The organism is Halococcus sp. AFM35, assembly GCF_051195015.1.
Classification (GTDB): Archaea; Halobacteriota; Halobacteria; order Halobacteriales; family Halococcaceae; genus Halococcus.
This window is the reverse complement of record NZ_JBNTJU010000017.1, coordinates 1-13,825: the sequence shown is the minus strand read 5'-3', so window position 1 is coordinate 13,825 and position 13,825 is coordinate 1. Positions and strand designations below refer to the sequence as shown.

General features: G+C 60.1%; 9 protein-coding genes and 2 pseudogenes. 7 read left to right on the top strand and 4 right to left on the bottom strand.

What is annotated here, in order from left to right; genetic code table 11:
* Nucleotides 1-200 precede the first annotated feature (200 nt).
* Together ACQUQO_RS12995 and ACQUQO_RS12990 are read left to right on the top strand one after the other, a co-directional pair.
* Nucleotides 201-530, top strand: coding sequence for a hypothetical protein (locus ACQUQO_RS12995; RefSeq protein WP_435078448.1), 330 nt, complete (start codon nucleotides 201-203; stop codon nucleotides 528-530).
* A 6-nt stretch (nucleotides 531-536) separates the two neighbouring features.
* Nucleotides 537-3,275 carry a hypothetical protein gene (locus ACQUQO_RS12990; RefSeq protein ID WP_435078447.1) on the top strand — a complete coding sequence of 913 codons (2,739 nt, stop codon included), beginning with the start codon at nucleotides 537-539 and terminating at the stop codon, nucleotides 3,273-3,275.
* Nucleotides 3,276-3,372: 97 nt separating this feature from the next.
* Here ACQUQO_RS12990 and ACQUQO_RS12985 read toward each other — a convergent pair.
* Together ACQUQO_RS12985 and ACQUQO_RS12980 are read right to left on the bottom strand one after the other, a co-directional pair.
* Nucleotides 3,373-3,567: pseudogene (locus ACQUQO_RS12985) on the bottom strand (type II toxin-antitoxin system PemK/MazF family toxin); the annotation flags it as partial.
* Entirely contained in the window at nucleotides 3,564-3,935 is a 372-nt protein-coding gene (locus ACQUQO_RS12980) for a MarR family transcriptional regulator (RefSeq protein WP_435078446.1), read from the bottom strand. The pseudogene ACQUQO_RS12985 and the gene ACQUQO_RS12980, both read right to left, overlap by 4 nt.
* A gap of 727 nt (nucleotides 3,936-4,662) precedes the next feature.
* On the opposite strand from ACQUQO_RS12980, the pseudogene ACQUQO_RS12975 reads away from it, so the two are divergent.
* From ACQUQO_RS12975 to ACQUQO_RS12965, 3 genes and pseudogenes are all read left to right on the top strand, one after another.
* Nucleotides 4,663-5,939: pseudogene (locus ACQUQO_RS12975) on the top strand (RNA-guided endonuclease InsQ/TnpB family protein).
* 95 nt (nucleotides 5,940-6,034) lie between these two features.
* The gene (locus tag ACQUQO_RS12970) at nucleotides 6,035-7,057 is read left to right on the top strand and encodes a hypothetical protein (protein ID WP_435078445.1); all 1,023 of its coding nucleotides are present in this window, start codon (nucleotides 6,035-6,037) and stop codon (nucleotides 7,055-7,057) included.
* Between the two features lie 322 nt (nucleotides 7,058-7,379).
* A complete protein-coding gene (locus ACQUQO_RS12965) occupies nucleotides 7,380-8,537 on the top strand; it encodes an alpha-hydroxy-acid oxidizing protein (RefSeq protein ID WP_435078444.1) in 1,158 nt (385 codons plus the stop codon).
* A gap of 160 nt (nucleotides 8,538-8,697) precedes the next feature.
* Here the strand turns inward: ACQUQO_RS12965 and ACQUQO_RS12960 are convergent, their stop codons facing one another.
* On the bottom strand, nucleotides 8,698-9,612 hold the full coding sequence (locus ACQUQO_RS12960; protein ID WP_435078443.1) for a glycosyltransferase: 915 nt from the start codon (nucleotides 9,610-9,612) through the stop codon (nucleotides 8,698-8,700).
* 619 nt (nucleotides 9,613-10,231) lie between these two features.
* Here ACQUQO_RS12960 and ACQUQO_RS12955 point away from each other — a divergent pair.
* Both ACQUQO_RS12955 and ACQUQO_RS12950 read left to right on the top strand, forming a co-directional pair.
* A complete protein-coding gene (locus ACQUQO_RS12955) occupies nucleotides 10,232-10,750 on the top strand; it encodes a hypothetical protein (RefSeq protein ID WP_435078442.1) in 519 nt (172 codons plus the stop codon).
* A gap of 61 nt (nucleotides 10,751-10,811) precedes the next feature.
* Nucleotides 10,812-12,221, top strand: a complete 1,410-nt coding sequence (locus ACQUQO_RS12950) for an RtcB family protein (protein ID WP_435078441.1) — start codon at nucleotides 10,812-10,814, stop codon at nucleotides 12,219-12,221.
* Nucleotides 12,222-12,269: 48 nt separating this feature from the next.
* Here the strand turns inward: ACQUQO_RS12950 and ACQUQO_RS12945 are convergent, their stop codons facing one another.
* Nucleotides 12,270-13,541, bottom strand: coding sequence for an RNA-guided endonuclease InsQ/TnpB family protein (locus ACQUQO_RS12945; protein WP_435078440.1), 1,272 nt, complete (start codon nucleotides 13,539-13,541; stop codon nucleotides 12,270-12,272).
* Between the last annotated feature and the right edge of the window lie 284 nt (nucleotides 13,542-13,825).

Genomic DNA, 13,825 nt, shown 5'->3' with positions numbered 1-13,825 from the left:
AACCACCACAGGCAGCCAGCCACCCACCACAGACAGCCAGCCGACCACAGCGACCGCGATCCGGCTCGGCAAGCTCGGGCGCGACTGTACCGCGCGAAAGAAGCCACGCGGTACCGCCATCGCGAGCACGCGGTTCTCGCGAGCGATGACGACGACCGCGCCGGCCCTGGGAGCGGCGACCGACAGGGGGAGGTGGCCTGATGCAGATCGACGCTTTCGGGCAGGTGATCGACGCCGACGCCCCCGAGACGATCCAGTGTGCAATCTGTCGCGGGACGGCCGAGTGCCTATCGAGCGCGTGGCAGGGCGAGGGCATCGCCTACCACAACTACCAGTGTCGGACTGACGACTGTCCGGCCGCCGGCACGATCGTCGAACACGACAGCGGCGAGCATACGCAGATCGGCCCCGTGTTCGGCGACCGCGACCTCGCCGTCTATCTCGCCACACGCGAGCACACCGACGTGTCCGCCGAGGCGCAGGAGGACAGTACCCGGAGTCGGCACAGTCTGATCGGCGGGTTGGGATGAGCATCCATGTCGGACACAGGACTCACCCTTACCCAGCAGCCGCCGCTCTCGCCTGCCGCGACCGTCACACTCGATGCGCCCGTTGGCGAGGTCTGGCAACGCATCGCCGCGACCGATGGCTTTCAGCAGGCGCTCGATACGGGAGTGACTGAACTCGTTGGGCACCTCCACGCAGGCCAACGCGCGCTCGCGCTCGAACAGCACGGCGTGACCGCACTCGATGGACTATACGCGAGCGTCGTCGCAGCCCTCGCCGATGCAGACCCAATCCGCGAACAGCGCCGCGAGCAAGCGCTTCGGCTCACCGAGGAGTTCGGTGCGGCCGAGCGAACCGCCTTCTGGATACACGCGCCGGTCGCAGGGATTGCGGATGGCCCACTCGCCATGTTGCAGGCCAGCAAGACGTCACCGACCGTTGCCGTACAAGTTGATGATGCATTCGCCGAGTTGAATGCCGACCAACGCACCGACGTCATCGGCCTTCTCGCCGACCTCGCCAGCGCCGTTGACCTCCGCGTTGTGGCGACCGGCCGCTGGCAACGCAAGCTCGCCCAAGAGTACCGCGAACAACTCCCCGGCGTTAGCGAACAGTACAATGCAGGCCCCTCAGAGAGCACTATTACTCAGCGCGTCGAGACCGCTCGTGAGACTCTCGACGCCGGTAGCCGGAAAGTCCGCATTCTCCGCCAACTTGCCGAAGAGACCGCGGAGACGCTTTCGTACAACGCGCTCTACGCGGTTCACAACATCTCGAAGGGAGCCGTCCGCCAGTGCCTCACGACCGGCGACCCATCGCTTGCGGACCTCGGACTCGTCGAAACGTTCTCGCGGACCACAGGGAGAGGCAATGCGGTCGAACTGCTCGTCGCTGGCCGTGAATTTCTCGATACACTCGACAGCGAGATCGGCAGACAGCAGCGGCTTGGCGCAGTCGTTAGCGAGACCGGAAATCGTTCAGACGATAGCCGTGTAACCCCGCCCGCACACGAGGGCCGCCCCAGCCCGGCAGCGGAGACGGAGGGCGTCGCGGAGCAGGGCGGTGACGATTGCGGCGGCCATAGCGGTGCGGGAGTAGCCGATGACCGCGACGCCGACCGCCATCGTTTGCCGCATCATCATCAGGTGCGGCCGGCAGCACGCCATCGCTACGCAGCGGCGGCCGGAAGCGCTACTGACGGCGGAATCACGCTCGTTGACCATCCCATCCCGGAGAAGGACGACCGAGGAGAACCGCATTGGTACTACGACCACGAGAACGACCGCCTGCTCGTCGGTGCTGAATACGATAACCCCATGAAAGGGTGGGTGTGCATTGCGTTGGCGTTAGCCAACCCGCGAACGTTCCGCCATGTTCTCACCCCGGAGCGCTTCGAGGCGGGCAAGCTCGGTGATATGCTCGCCAACCATACTGACCTCCTTCGGAACTCGCGGTGTCTCGGCTACCTCAAGGATGCCAACGCCACCGCCGAAGGCTACACAGATGCCCTCCTGAACGCAGCCGACGCCCTCCGCGAGCTTACCAAGGACTGGTATCACGGGAACTTCGAGAATCCCACCCAGTTTCGTGCGACGATTCTCCGCGAAGCTCACGGTCTCGCTGGGACGATGGTTCATCTGCTGGACCTCGCCGACGTTGATCTCGTTCGAGAGCTTCGCCTCCCGAACTTTGCACGGGACTACGATGCGTCTGACCGCCACGATCTCGCCGAAACAATCGCTATTGGAGCAACTATCCAGAGTCGCTATCGGGAATTCGCCGCGTATCGCCAGTTGCTCGAAGACCGCGAGGACAAGCGTACGTTCCCACCGACGGTGGATGCCGACGACCCGTTCGGGCAACTCATCGGATCGTTCGTCATTACGGGAAACGGCGTCGAGGGCCTCGCCGACCGGCTTCGTCGCCGGCTGGCGAATCGGGACATCCACGACGACGCTCCGGAGTTTGCTGTTCAAGTCTCGGTCGAAATCGCCGATGAACGTCCTCACACCGCCCATACTGTGCAACTCATGTGTGAGCAGAAATTCATCCGCTCGACCCGTGCAGCGATCTCGATGCTCGCAGCGCTCACCGGAACGCCCTACGACGCGGCGAAAGCGCTGCACAACCTCGGTAGTGAGACGAAAGCGCCGGGGCGAACAATCCGCCTTGATGAAGTACGATACGCACTCTCGGCGCTGGATGCTGACCGCATTCTCCCTGCTATGTCGAAGCCAGCCTTGTCGAAGATCGTCCACGCACTCCTTGCTATCAACGCACCGCTCACTCAGAGTGGACTCGCGGAGAGAGCCGATGTCTCGGCGCGGTCGATTCGCAACCATACCGAGCGGTTGGCGGCGTTCGATTTCATCCGCGAAACCGACGAAGGATGGCGGTTCACGCTGCCATTCCACACTGATGAGGAGCGCGGTGATACCATTCTCCCGTGGTTTGTGGTGACTTCGGATGACGTCCAAGAGCAAGACACACTCGTCCGAGACGTGCTTGACGATGTAGTCTATGAATTGCTCGACGCCGACCGCTATGCGGACCCGGACGACCCGGTGGGCGGTGCGCTGTTCGGTCCACCGGGAGAGAGAATACCAGCGCTCCGAGAGGCGTGGGAGTGGTTAGATCCGTGGATACGGGTGATTCAGACACTTCTCGATGCGCCGGGTGGTCCACCGCCGGAGAACGTGACCGCGACGGTCGGCGTCGAACCAGACCAAGCGAGTCTCGCCGCGGCGGCAGGAGGTCAGTCATCTTAAGACAGCGAGGAAACCCTGCCGTGAGACCCCGGCCTTGTGCATGAGTCGGCGAGTGTGACGGCGGGAGAAAGCGATATCAAACGCCTCGATGAGGTAGTGGGATATCGATCAAGCCGTCCAACCAAGATCTCGTCGTGAGCGTCAGCGCGATGTACTGCTCGCCATGAAACGGACGGTCCTCGTGATTGGAGAGGATCAACCAAGGCCGTGCATTCTCCTCGCCCTTGAACGGGTCGTCACCATAGACGATATCGCCTCGTTCGAAGATCGGATCTGTCTCGGCATCACTCACTGTTCGTCCTCGACGCTTGGATGGGGCTCGTCGGGTGCATGCTCGCGCCATGCATCCTTGGTCTCTTCGCCGAGCTGGTTGTTGAACAGCGTAGTCGCCCGTTCATAGCCACTGTACCCCGTAAGTCTGTCTTCATCGTCAGTTACCGCCCAGTACGCTGCCTTGTGCTCAACTAGACTACGCTTTTTCAACCGAGAAAGTGCAGTGCTGACTGACCCCTCTTCAAGATCCGTCTGAGAGGCGATCTCTCTCGCTTTGAATGCGTGGTTTTCGTGAGAGGCTAAGAACCCAAGTATCTGGTCCGGAACAGACAGCTCCGCGAGTTCTTCCTCGCTCGTGTTCTCAAAGGTTTCCCGATCAATCGACATCGTTAGCTGCACAAAAGATTTCCAGCAGTAAGAACGTTAGCGGTGTGACCCGTGAAATCAGTGAAGTGACCTCCTCGCCCGGCGTAAACGCCGGGGCTTCCCCCGCAACAGGGAACCCGGCCCCGAAGTGGGGCCGGTTCGGTTCCGCGACCCTCTCTCCCCGAGTCGGTGGCGTGGGGTTCACGCCTCGTCGGGGAGCGTCGCGTGGCACCGTCACGAGTGCTCCCATCGCCAAGCGTGTCATCGCCGACGGCTTTCAACCGTCGGCTCTCACCCAAGGCGTCGGCTTCACGGCCAAGTTCGGGCCGGTCGCACCTTTTTACCGGGGTCACGGCCGACGACAATCCCGCACCCCAAAGGGGCCGTGGGAACCTTCCGTTCGGAACATCCAGACGGTTGGTTTCAGGTCGTCCCGTCGGCGTGGCGGATTGCGTCCGATGCCACGCTTCCGGCTGTACCCTACCGAAACACACGTTCGCGGGCGTATTGGGTGTTTCGGTGGGGTTCCGGCCGGCCACAGCGGCCACCGTCGCCGGCTGCGAAAGGCCACTGGAAAGCTTACGCGATTCACGCCCGCCGTGGAACGGGGGGAGGCCGTAGGCCGAGGGGCGGGCGTGAATCGCGTAAGCTGTGTCTCAGTACTGCGCAACCACTGACTGCACGGCGATGGCTGATCGGATATTCCACAATCGGAGCGTTTAGGTGTGTTCAGTGACATAGGCTATGTATGGCGATTCAGTCCGTCACCCGCACTCACCGCGCTTCCATACGGAACCAGCGGCAGGTGCGCGACGGGCTTGATACGCTTGGTTTCGCCGCCAGCAAGCTCTGGAACGTCGCCCGATGGACGGTAGGGCGCGTTTGGGATGCTTGCGGCCAGATTCCCGACGGCTCGGCACTCAAGTCGTATCTCAAGAGTCACGAACGCTACGCGGACCTCAACGCTCAGTCCAGTCAGCGAGTTCTCGAAGAACTTGATGAGGCGTTCCGTGGATGGTACGGCCACCGCAACAACGGGAACGAGAGAGCGAACCCGCCAGGCTACCGCAAGAACGGTGACGAGCATCCGCGCTCGACGGTCACGTTCAAAGAAGACGGCTTCAAACACGACGAAAAGAACGGCTACATCCGGCTGTCGAAGGGCAGAACACGAAGGACCACTGGTCCGACTTCATCCTGTGTGCCTACGACGCTGATCCGGACGTGGAAATCGAGAACGTCCAAGTCGTTCGCGCTGTCTTTGTACATGGCGAGTGGCGGCTCCACATCGTCTGTCGTCACGGCATCGAGGTCGAATCGCCCGGCGATCGAACGGCGGGCGTGGACCTCGGCATCTGCAACATCGCTGCTGTGTCGTTTGGCGACGAGACCCTGCTGTTCCCCGGTGGATGGCTCAAAGAGTCCAAACACTACTACAAGCGCGTCGAGTACGAGTGCGAAGGCGAAAACGGTCTTTCGCGCCGTGCTCGGAACGCGAAGCGGACTCTCAAAGACCGCCGCCAGCACTTCCACCACACACTCTCGAAACGCATCATCACCGAGTGCGTCGAGCGCAACGTCGGTCGCCTCATGGTCGGCGACCTCGGTGGTATCCGTTCGGAAGACGACGGTTCCGGGCGGAACTGGGGCCGTCACGGGAACAAGATGCTCCACGGATGGGCGTTCGGACTACTCACGACGATGCTCGAATACAAGGGCGAAGCCGCCGGTATCGAGGTGGTTGTGGACTCCGAGCGAGACACCTCGAAAACATGCGCCGTGTGCGGCCACAAGAACGGTGGCCAGCGCGTCGAGCGCGGCCTGTACCACTGCAAGAACTGTGGTCGGGCGGCGAACGCCGACGCGAACGGTGCGGAGAACATCAGACAAACGCTACTCCCGAATCCAGACGCATTTGACCGTCTGGATAGGGATAACGGCTGTATGGCACAGCCAGCGACGTATTCGTTCGACGCTACGGAAGGACGGTTCCTTCCACAAGAACGGGTGCGCTGCGAACCCTAATATTCCCAACTGTGGTCAGGAAACCTCGCCGTTTACGGCGAGGAGGATGTCATCGCCTCCTGTATGAGGAGCGCGTCGACAAGCTCAAACATCGCATGGGCTACGAGTTCGACGACGCCCCGACGGCCGATCTCACGGCGTCGTGGGTGGTCTCGGGACCGACCGCTGCGACCTTCCGCGAGGACATCGAACGAGCAATCGCATCGAAAGCGACCGACGTTCGTGAGACCATTCAGGACGGCATCGAGCGCGGCGTCAGCCTCGAAATTCCGGTCGTCGACGGCAACGCATACGGCGCACTGCGTCGCGTCGTCGACCGCCATGCCGACCGGAAGGGCTTCGCGGCACTCGGTCCCGACGACCGCCGCCGGAACGTCCGACTGGCGACCGCGACGCTCGGCGGAGAGTCGGGACGCTGTTCGCCGTATGTGCTGGCTGAGGCGCTGCTTACTGTTGCCAGTCCTCACTCGCCGACCGAGACACTCACGACTGGCGATGTGGCCTACGGACTCGCCCAACTCCCGGCCGAGCGGCTCGTTCCGTCGCTGCCGCCGACGATGCAGAAGGCGGTGAAGGCGCTGCTCGTCGCCAACGGGCCGCTCGGTCGTTCAGCGATTGTCGAGCGCGCTGGCATCTCCGAAGCTTCCTATGACCGCAACATCGACGAACTGGCGGCAATCGGACTCGTGGAGGCCACCGGCAACGGCGGTCACAAGCAGTGGCAGGCGTGGATCGTCCCGTGGTGGTCGCCGCTCACCGACATCGACGGTCCGCGAACGGCCGACGGCGACAAAAGCGCGCTCGTCCGTCCATCTCGGTGGGATGATGTGCTGTACGAGATCGCTCTCGATCTCGGTCTCGATCCCGACTACGAGCTGTTTGCTTGGCCAGTAGATGCCGATGAGGTGTTCGCTGCGCTGCCGAGACTCGAACGGTGGCGTGGGTTCGTCAAGACTCACTACGGACTCGCCGATGTCGAGCATCCGGCGTTGACTCCCAATGACGACACCATCGAGGACGGTCCCGACGCTCCTTCCTCGGTCGAGATCGGCTGCGGGCCGGCGGCTCGGAGTGGCGAACAGGTGTCTCTCGGCGGGACGAACAGCTCTACGAATTAGCAACCGAATCCGTACTCTGTTTTGTATGTTCTCTGGCAACTGTCAGAAATGTCACAAGACATAGAGCATGTAGTCAGCACTAAAGATTCTCACGAAGAAGGAGAGTCGCAACGACAGATCCAGAGCAAGCATATATTATAGTAGCTATCGTCGAAATTATTGAGGTGGCGAAGTACAATCAATAACGACTTGGTGAGGGTCATGTACGTCGAAACACTCGATTCCTATCGTTTTTCAGATCCGTGAATCATATCGTGCGCAAGAATCATATCGTGCGCAACACAGGCGGTACGGTATTAACTCCAGCCGAAGTACCAGAGGTATGAACGATTCATTCCTCGAACGGCGTCTCTCTGAGCTGTCAGCGGGCGACCAATCCGTCCCACTCGCCTACGACGACCTCCGCGAGCGGGCCCGTGACGCGCTCCAGCAGATATCGTACGACTACGCCGTCGCCGCTGCTGGATCTGGAGACACCGCTCGGGCCAACCGCACCGCCTTCCGCCGGTACCGTATCGTCACGCGGGTCCTCCGTGGCGTAACCGATCCGACTATCGATGTCGAGCTGTTCGATCAGACGGCGGCTGCGCCCATCGTGCTTGCACCGATTGGCGGCCAGAGCCGGTATCACGACGAGGGTGAACTCGCAACGGCCCGGGCAGCAGGGACACTCGGCGTACCGATGGCCTTGAGCACCTCGGCCTCGCATTCCATTGAGGCTGTCGCGGACGTCTCTGACGCCGGATCACAGTTTTTCCAACTTTACTGGCCAACTGATTGGAAGGTGGCCAAGAGCCTGGTCGAGCGGGCCGAGTCAGCCAGATACGATGCCATCGTCCTCACAGTCGACTCCCAGTACCCCACGTTACGGCGACAAGTCATCCCAAACGACGCCGAAGAGACCCACGAACCCACGAGAGGCGTCCTCGAAACGGACCCAGTTGTCCGTGCCCGAGCCGAAGCGACCGACGAATCAGTTCCGTCGTTTATCCAGAGCTTGGAGGTTGATACAGGCCTCACCTGGGACGCTCTCGATAAACTCCAGAAGTGGACGGATCTTCCAATCGTCCTGAAGGGTATCCTCGCTGCCGATGACGCTCGATTGGCCGCCAAGCGAGGGATCGACGGCCTCGTGGTCTCGAATCACGGTGGTCGGGAGATCAACGGCGAGGTGGCTGCGCTCGCCCAACTCCCCGCCATCGTTGAAGCGGTCGGAGACGATCTGACGGTCTTCATGGATAGTGGGATTCGTAGTGGCGCTGACGTGTTCAAGGCGCTCGCGCTGGGTGCTGATGGTGTCCTCGTCGGCCGCCCGTACCTCTTCGCGCTCGCTGTCGCGGGTGAACGGGGAGTCTACGAGACCGTGCTTAACTGTCTTGCGGAATTGGAGAGCGTGATGGGCTCTAGCGGCTATTCGACGGTTCAGGAAATCGACCGTGACGCGCTGATCAAGCGGCCCTCCACGTGCCGTGATCGATAGTCTCTGCCCAACATCGACACCAGCTTTGTCGAAACTTCGGATTGCGATAGGAACGACGTGTTAAGAGGGTGTGGTATCGGTCACCGGCAGGAGTATAATGTCCTGACCAGAGGGCCGACGGCGCGCACCGACGAGAAATGGGTTGTCCTTGGATGGGTCGCTACTCGACAACCGTCACGTCGAACTTCCCGTGCCAGCGGTATCGCCGGCCACCCCAGACGAACGTCCGACGGGCGAGCGTGTACGGAATGAGGAGCACGAACACAAACATCGCCGGGTAGGCGAGCACGGCTGTCCACCGGCGGACACCCAAAACCTCGTTGACGACGAGGTGCAGCACTGTCAGGACTGCCGCCGTATAGAGTGGGGACAGGATCGAACCGACGAGGACAAGCAGCATAACGAGATATAACCCGGCGATTGCACCGGGGAAATGCCACCGGAAAATCTTCGACCATCGGACCTGGCGCTCAATCGTTTCACGAATGGTCCCCCCGATGGGAACGGTGCGCGTCCGGCCGACCGTCGTCACTTCGAGGTACTCCATGAGGAGGCCGTCGTCGCTGACGGTCCGCTGAAGGTCATCGAGAAACGCGGCCTCGTCGATGTCGCCACGGTCGAACATGACCGCGCCGCCCCAGATTTGGTTGCGGAGATGGATGCCTAACGAAGCGCCAGAGGCGTACAGCGGTTCGAGCACCACCGACAAGGGGTCCCGCCCGACGAAATACGGCACCTCCCCCACCGGCCCATGGTCCGCATAGTCCGCGCTGAAGGTCGCCAGCCAGTCCGGAGGATGATGGAAGTCGTCGTCCGTCCAGACGAGGCGGTCGTGGCGCGCGGCCTCCATCCCGGCGGCGATGGCGTTGGCCTTCCCCGAACAGCTCTCCGGCTCACCGGCGGCGACGAGCCGAACACCTTCGGGATAATCTTCTCGCCCGGTAACGGGGTTGTCCTCTCCATCGTGGATGACCAACAGCTCGTCGCTGTCCCCGAGTTGGGCGGCCAGCTCCGTGCATGAGTCGGTCCACCTAATCGTCGGCAGGAGGACACTCGTCGGTGGCCGGTCAGACATGACGGTGACTTCTGTCGATGGCTCGAAAAATGAATCGGTCCCTGCCATTCCAGTACGTTCGGGGCGAACAATCGCCGTCTTCAGCCTATCTGTAAAAACTTCACACACTGAGAGGCATTCAACGAGACGGGTTGCTGAATACGCGCCCTGTATCTCGCACGTCGATTTCAACAAGCCGACAACCTGCGATACGAGAACTCTGAAGACCGATCCTTATCCCTCCTATTCGCTTCTATCTGATCTGGTTGTACAACTCACAAGCGAGAGTAGTGACACCCATCAAAACCCATATTGTTTTGTGTGCTGAGGCACTTAGATAGAAATGAGAGGTGAACCAGATGGCGTTAGACAACATCCCCACGGTCGATGATCTCGCCGAAACGACGGGACAATCGCGAGATCAGTTAGAGAAGGACCGCGAAGCAGCCACTGAACTAGCCAAAGACTACTCTGACGAGTAGGCTCTTTTATGAGTCGGGCGAATGTTGGATCAACAAACACTGTTGATCAACTACTCGGCCATACAAGAGGACCTGACAGCCCAGTACAAAATCGCGAAGTAACGCGCGCACGGTCCTCTGCATATATTGTACACGGGAACTATGACCGCCTCGTCCAGATGTGTGACAGCATCACGACAGATGGTCTTGTTCAAGTCGAAGGCGGAACAGATGAAACTGATGTCTCCAATGAAATCCATCGACGCGTTCACAACTACCTCACTTCTCTTTATTCGTACAACGAACAAGTGCGAGACACCCTCACCAAGCACCTCAACAAGGATATCCACAAGGGATACTTCCTTCCGGCCGGAGATAATGCCGGTGCACCAGAGTACGCCCGTCTTTTAACGTTCCTCTGGGGGCTGCGCAATGACTTCCAGCATAGCGACTACTGGTGTCTCAGAGTTGAGCACGAAGCAGCCAAGGATGGGTATGATTATTACCACCTACGCTTCCAAAAACAGTTCTTCAATGCAACTCCTAAGGGCGATCTTGACTCTGCTGGCGATTATCTTGCGCACTCGCCTGATAGCAAACAGGAGTACCCTCTTCCATACATCGGAAACTTTCATCGCAACCTCTTCAATCAGTTTGAAAGGGATTTTGACGAATGGTGCAACCGGGATGTGAATTAGGAGCCATCTTCCTGACTGAGACAACTGGGAGATAGATAGAAACTAAAAACATAACAACACGATGACGACCACAATCACGGGCGACCACACGATGGCAGAGGTATTCCTTGACGAGAGCGATCTCGAAGACCTCACCAGAGAGCAGATTCAGGAGATGGTGAACCACGAGGCGTTCACCGAACCCGTCCGAATCATGCCCGACTGTCACCCCGGAGCGGGCTGTGTAATCGGCTTCACGATGCCGCTTGACGACAGGGTGGTCCCGAACGTCGTTGGTGTCGATATCGGCTGCGGCATGCTCGCCATCAAACTCGACCGGAAGCCGGATCTCTCGAAGATGGAGATCGACCAGCGCATCCGCGATACCATCCCGATGGGCTGGCACTCTCACGACGACCAGCAATACCACATCGGCAACGACTTCCCGTGGGAAGGAACCACGGCGAAGATCGAACGCCTACAGGAACGTCTGGACGAGAAATTTGCGTTCGAGGAGTACGATCTCGACTATTTCAAGACGCTCTGTGAGAAAGCTGGCGTCAGCCTGAACAAGACGATCAACCAAATGGGCACCCTTGGCGGTGGCAACCACTTCGTCGAGGTCGCCGAATCCGAACGAACTGACGAGTGGTGGGTCGTGTTCCACAGCGGGAGCCGGGCGCTCGGCAATTCCGTTGCTGAATACTGGCAGGACAGAGCAACCGAACTCCGTAACGAGGCGGCCGTCCCAGCGCTCGCCGAGGAGGATGTCCCTGACGAAGTACGGGAGGCTGGCGGAACGGTAAGCGACATCACCGACCAGGATGGTCGCCGGATCGATATGGACGCCGCGGCGGAATTCTGTCGCGCACAGTTCGACGACCACGACATCGAGGCGAATCTCAACCGCATTAGGCAGGTGCAGCACGACCGCAAGCAAGACCTCGAAGCCGATCGAAACACACAGCTCGATTACTTGGAGGGCGAGACAGCCCATGGCTATCTCATCGATATGGCATTTTGCCAGACCTATGCGTGGGAGAATCGTCGATACATGGGCGAACTCACCGCCGACGCGCTCGGTGTCGGTATCGCCGACAGTATCCACTCGCCGCACAACCTCATCGACTTCGAAGATCTCGTTATTCGAAAGGGAGCCACTCGTGCCCATGAGAGTGAGCGATTGGTTGTCCCCTACAACATGGGCGAGGGATCCGTCGTCCTCAGAGGGAAAGGCAACAAAGCATGGAATCGCAGCGCGCCACACGGCGCAGGTCGCAACGGGAGCCGGACATGGGCTAAAGAGAGATTTACTCTCGACGAGTTCGAAACTGCAATGGAGGGCGTGTACTCAACATCGATTTCGGAGAACACTCTCGACGAGTCACCGATGTCGTACAAAGATCCCGGTATCGTCGAGTCGCGTATCGACGAAACCGGTGAGATTGTTGATCGTCTCCACCCGGTGATCAACTGCAAGGCCGATTGTTGACATCCTCCCCGCCGTGAACAGCGAGGATTCCCGACCGCAGTTGGGATATTAGGGTTCGCGGGTCGCCTGTTCTGGCGGGAGAAAAACTCCTCGCGTTTTGTCGAACAGACGAGCCGCTGGCTGTGCCAACCAGCCGTTACTCCTATCCTCTGACGAGGACTCGGAGGTACTTTTCTGTCTAATGTTCTCCGCGCCGTTCGTGTCGGCGTTCGCCACGGTCCCGCATTCGTCGCAATCGTACAACCCACGCTCAACGCGCTGGTTGTCGTCGGTGTGACCACAGACCGAGCAAGTCTTCGACGTATCCCGTTCGGACACCGTTTCGACGGCGATACCCTGCATCTCCGCCTTGTATTCGAGCATCGTCGTGAAGCGGTCGAACGCCCACCCGTGCAAATCGAGGTTGCCGTGTTTGCCCCAATTCATCGGGTCGCCGTTTTCGTCGTCGCGGATACCACCGAGGTCGCCAACGAACACCGTTCCAACGCCACGTTCGGCGCACTTCGCCACAATCTCTTTCGAGAGCGCATGGAAGAAGTGCGTGCGGCGGTCGGTGCGCTTCTGGTCCAATCGTCGAGCTTCACGGGAGAACGAATCGTCCGTTTCGGCGCGCTTTTTGCCGAGGTAGTAGTCGTCCTCTTTGAGCGACCCACCGGGATAGAGCAACGATTCGTCGCCAAAGCTGACGGCGGCGACGTTGCAGATCCCGAGGTCCACGCCCGCCGTTCGGTCGCCGGGTGACTCGGCCACTTCGACCGAGACCTTGCACACGATGTGAAGTCGCCAGACGCCGTGTTCGTACACGGCCCGAACCTGTTGGACGTTCTCGACGGTCGTATCTCGGGGACCGATAACGTCGTACTCGCAAAGGATGAAGTCGCCCCAACCGTCTTTGAGGTTCTTCCCTTTTGAGAGCCGAATCCGGCTGTTCGCGGCGTCGTGCTTGAAGCCCGCTTGCTTGAACGTGACCGTTGAGCGCGGATGCTCGTCATGGTGTTTGCGGTAGCCGGGCGGGTTCGCGTTCTGGTTCCCGTTGCCTCGATGCCCGTACCACGCCGTGAACGCTTCACCGAGTTCGGCGAGAACTCGCTGACTGGACTGAGAATGGAGGTCCGCGTAGCGTTCGTGGCTCTTGAGGTACTTTTGCAGGTCGAAGGCTGAGGGAATCTGGCCGCAAGCATCCCAAACGCGCCCGACTGTCCACCGAGCGACGTTCCAGAGCTTGCTGGCGGCGAAACCAAGCGAATCGAGGTCGTCGCGCACTTGCGAGTGGTTCCGAACCCTCGCTCGATAAGTGCGCGTGACCATCGATTTCGCCATACGTAACCTATGACACTGAACAAACCTAAGCGTTCCGATGGTGGAATATCCAGACGGCCACCGCCGCGTTGCTGGCGGTTGCGACAATCCGAGACAAAGCGGACGGCGCGTATCCCCGCCCTAAAGGGCGAGGCTTTGCGCCTGTCTTTCACGTAATCAACCGTATCCTGAATGGTGGAGACGATCCGTCGCCGACGCCATCCAGTCCTTGACATCCTCACACGCCGTGAACGACGTGGAATCCCACGCCCGCACCGCAACGCGTTGGTTTGGGAGTTTAAGGT

Excerpts from the sequence above, each read along its gene's own strand:
- ACQUQO_RS12995 (WP_435078448.1), top strand. The coding sequence starts at position 201 with ATGCAGATCGACGCTTTCGGGCAGGTGATCGACGCCGACGCCCCCGAG.
- ACQUQO_RS12960 (WP_435078443.1), bottom strand. The coding sequence starts at position 9,612 with ATGTCTGACCGGCCACCGACGAGTGTCCTCCTGCCGACGATTAGGTGG.
- ACQUQO_RS12945 (WP_435078440.1), bottom strand. The coding sequence starts at position 13,541 with ATGGCGAAATCGATGGTCACGCGCACTTATCGAGCGAGGGTTCGGAAC.
- ACQUQO_RS12950 (WP_435078441.1), top strand. The coding sequence starts at position 10,812 with ATGACGACCACAATCACGGGCGACCACACGATGGCAGAGGTATTCCTT.
- ACQUQO_RS12990 (WP_435078447.1), top strand. The coding sequence starts at position 537 with ATGTCGGACACAGGACTCACCCTTACCCAGCAGCCGCCGCTCTCGCCT.
- ACQUQO_RS12965 (WP_435078444.1), top strand. The coding sequence starts at position 7,380 with ATGAACGATTCATTCCTCGAACGGCGTCTCTCTGAGCTGTCAGCGGGC.
- ACQUQO_RS12970 (WP_435078445.1), top strand. The coding sequence starts at position 6,035 with ATGGGCTACGAGTTCGACGACGCCCCGACGGCCGATCTCACGGCGTCG.
- ACQUQO_RS12955 (WP_435078442.1), top strand. The coding sequence starts at position 10,232 with ATGTGTGACAGCATCACGACAGATGGTCTTGTTCAAGTCGAAGGCGGA.
- ACQUQO_RS12980 (WP_435078446.1), bottom strand. The coding sequence starts at position 3,935 with ATGTCGATTGATCGGGAAACCTTTGAGAACACGAGCGAGGAAGAACTC.